General features: G+C 71.0%; 2 protein-coding genes and 1 pseudogene. 1 reads left to right on the plus strand and 2 read right to left on the minus strand.

The genetic code is table 11. The features are described from left to right. Nucleotides 1–2,269, minus strand: a 2,269-nt coding sequence (locus ACTS11_RS19985) for a CarD family transcriptional regulator (RefSeq protein ID WP_442642039.1), incomplete at its 3' end; no start/stop codon positions are given. A gap of 57 nt (nucleotides 2,270–2,326) precedes the next feature. Beyond that, entirely contained in the window at nucleotides 2,327–2,845 is a 519-nt protein-coding gene (locus ACTS11_RS19990; RefSeq protein WP_442642040.1) for a component of SufBCD complex, read from the minus strand. Nucleotides 2,846–3,018: 173 nt separating this feature from the next. Between ACTS11_RS19990 and ACTS11_RS19995 the strand changes: the two are divergent. Next, nucleotides 3,019–3,419 (plus strand): annotated as a pseudogene (locus ACTS11_RS19995) (porphobilinogen synthase); the annotation flags it as partial.

The raw sequence follows: 3,419 nt of genomic DNA on the forward strand, positions 1-3,419 counted from the left end.
GCCGCTCCTTGTGGCCGACGCCGAAGCGCTGCTCCTCGTCGATCACCAGCAGTCCGAGATTGTGGAAGCGGATCCCCTTGGCGAGCAGCGCGTGGGTGCCGATGACGATGTCCACCGACCCGTCGGCGAGGCCCTTGCGGGTGTCGGCGGCGGCCTTCTGGCCCACGAAGCGCGAGAGCTGGCGGACGTTCACCGGGAAGCCCCGGAAGCGGTCGGCGAAGGTCCTGGCGTGCTGGCGGGCCAGCAGCGTCGTGGGCGCGATGACCGCGACCTGGAGGCCCTGCGCCGCCGCCACGAAGGCCGCGCGCATGGCGACCTCGGTCTTGCCGAAGCCGACGTCGCCCACGATCAGCCGGTCCATCGGCCGCCCGCGCTCGAGATCCTCCAGCACGTCGGCGATGGCCGTCAGCTGGTCATCCGTCTCCTCGTAGGGGAAGCGCGCGCAGAACGCCTCCCACATGTCTCCGGGCGGCTCGAGGATCGGCGCGGAGCGCAGCTCGCGCTCGGCGGCGACGCGGATGAGCTTGTCGGCGATCTGGCGGATGCGTTCCTTGAGCCGCGCCTTCCTGGCCTGCCAGGCCCCGCCGCCGAGCCGGTCGAGCAGCCCCTCCTCGTGGCCGTAGCGGCTGAGGAGCTCGATGTTCTCCACCGGCAGGTAGAGCCGGTCGCCGCCGGCGTATTCGAGCAGCAGGCACTCGTGCGGCGCACCCATCGCGGTGACGGTCTCGAGGCCCTTGTAGCGCCCGACGCCGTGGTCGACGTGGACGACGAGATCGCCGGGCGACAGCGACTGCGCCTCGGTCAGGTAGTTCTCGGCCTTGCGCGTCTTCCTGCGCGGCCGCACGAGGCGGTCGCCGAGCACGTGCTGCTCGGAGATGACGGCCAGGCCCGCCCCGGTGAAGCCCTGTTCCAGGGGCCAGACCGCGAGGTGGAGGGGGAGCGGAAAAGCCGGCTTTTCCGCCCCGGATTTGCCGGCAAATCCGCCCCCCGCGATCTGGCGGGCGTCGTCTACGAGCTTCGTGTCTCCCAGCCCCTGATCCTCGAGAAGCCCGCGCAGCCGCTCGCGCGCGCCTTCGGACCACGAGGCGATGACGACCGCCCGATCCCCCCGCAGCGTGCGGACATGGTCGGCCAGCGCGCCGAAGAGGTCCAGCTTCTCGCTCTGCCGCTCGGGGGCGAAGTCGCGCCCCGTGCGGCCGCCCGCGTCGATCACGCCCGGACCGGGCGGCTGGCGCAGCGGCGAGACCTGTATGACGCGGCGCCCTTCGAGCCCGGCCTCCCAGGCCGCCTCGTCGAGATAGAGCAGCTCGGGCGGAACCGGCTTGTAGACGCTGTCGAGCCGCCCCTTCTGGGTCAGCGCGGTCTTCCGCGTGTCGTACTGGTCGGCGATGCCCTCCCACCGTGCGATGCGCTGCGGCGTCACCTGGTCGTCGAGCGTGACGGAGGCCCCCGGCAGGTAGTCGAAGAGCGTCTCGAGCCGCTCGTGGAAGAACGGCAGCCAATGCTCCGCGCCCTGGTGCTTGCGGCCGGCGCTGATCGCCTCGTAGAGCGGATCGTCGGTGCCCGCCGCGCCGAACTCGATACGGTAGTTCTGGCGGAAGCGGGTGATCGCCGCCTCGTCGAGGATGACCTCGGAGACGGGCGCGAGCTCGACCCGCTTCAGCGCCTCGGTGGTGCGCTGGCTCACCGGATCGAAGCGCCGCGCCCCGTCGAGCACGTCGCCGAAGAGGTCGAGGCGCACCGGCGTCGCCTCGCCCGGCGGCCAGAGATCGACGATGCCGCCCCGGATCGCGTAGTCGCCGGGCTCGGTCACGGTCGGCGTCTGCACAAAGCCCATCCGCACCAGGAAGTCGCGCAGTTCCTTGTCGTCGATCCGCCCGCCGACCTCGGCGGTGAAGACGGAGCCGGCGATGAGGCGTCGCGCGGGCACGTACTGCGTCGCCGCGTTCAGCGTCGTCAGCACCACGAAGCGGCCCGGGAGACCCTGCGCCAGCGCGGCCAGCGTCGCCATCCGGGCGGCCGAGATCTCGGGGTTGGGCGAGACGCGGTCGTAGGGCAGGCAGTCCCAGCCGGGAAAGCGCAGCACCGGCACGGTCGGATCGAAGAAGGCGAGCGCGGTGGCCATCGCCTCGGCCCGCTTGTCGTCGCGCGCGACGTGCAGGACCGGCCCCTCGCCCCGCGCGAGTTCGGCGAGGACCAGGGTCGCGTCGAAGCCCTCCGGCGCGCCGCCGGCGAGGATGCGTGTCGTGGTCGGGGGAGCGTCTGCCATCGCGCCGCCTCACCTACGCCGGTGGGGTCCGGTGTCAAGACCCCGGGGGCGCGCCCCTCAGCCGAGCGGGCCGACCGTCACGTTGGTGTACATGCCCCAGAAGGCCGTCAAGAAGATGAACAGCACGCCGAGGGCCTGCACGTAGACGCGGTGGCGGCGCAGGTGCCGGGCGACATCCTCGTAGCCGCCAGCCCGCATCTTCCGCGCGGTCGAGATCGTCAGGGCGCCGACGAGGAAGGCCGGGAAGATCAGCAGGAACAGCGCCTGGCAGAACTCCACCCGGTAGACCCAGCCCATGATGGCGAGCCCGCTCGACACGAAGGCGGCAAACCCGGTGAAGACGGCGCCCGACTGGTCGGTGACGCTGATGAGGCGCTCGCCGTTGATCTCGGCCAGCGCCTGCATGTCGCGCTTGGCCCGCTCGTCGCCGCGCCGGGCACGGGTGACGATGTGGTGGGGCACGCCGAGCGTCCAGTTCGACATCGTCGACCACAGGATCGCGAGCACGATCCAGTACCAGAGATTGGAGAACGACCTGAGGTCGATCACCTCGGTCACGAGGTCGAAAAAGTCCACTTGTTCCGCCGTCGTCTGCCTCGGCCATCCGGTGCCGGCGCGCACCATAGGCGGGCCAACCCCCGGATGCCAGACCGGAAAAACGCCCCCGGACGGTTTGCCGTATTGCGGCCTCCGGCGGGCCGTGCGACGGCTTCGGGCACCCGTGAACGAAGCGACGAAAGACCCATTACATGCCGTCGAACCAGGCCCCCTTCCCCGCCACCCGTTTCCGCCGCACCCGCGCGAGCGCCGCGTTGCGCGATCTCGTCCGCGAGACGGAGCTGTCGGCGAACGACCTGATCTGGCCGGTCTTCGTGCGCGACGGCGAAGGCGTTGAGGAGCCGGTGACCTCGATGCCGGGCGTGGTCCGCCGCTCGGTCGACCGGATCGTCGAGGCCGCACGTGAGGCCCATGACCTCGGCATCCCGGCGATCTGCCTCTTTCCCTATACCGATCCCGCGCTCAAGACCGAGCTCTGCGAGGAGGCGTGGAATCCCGACAACCTCTCGAACCGGGCGATCCGCGCGGTCAAGGCGGCGGTGCCCGACCTCGCCGTGATGACCGACATCGCGCTCGACCCCTACAACGCCAA

Origin of the sequence: Roseicyclus sp. (assembly GCF_052168335.1) — a bacterium.
GTDB lineage: Bacteria > Pseudomonadota > Alphaproteobacteria > Rhodobacterales > Rhodobacteraceae > Roseibacterium.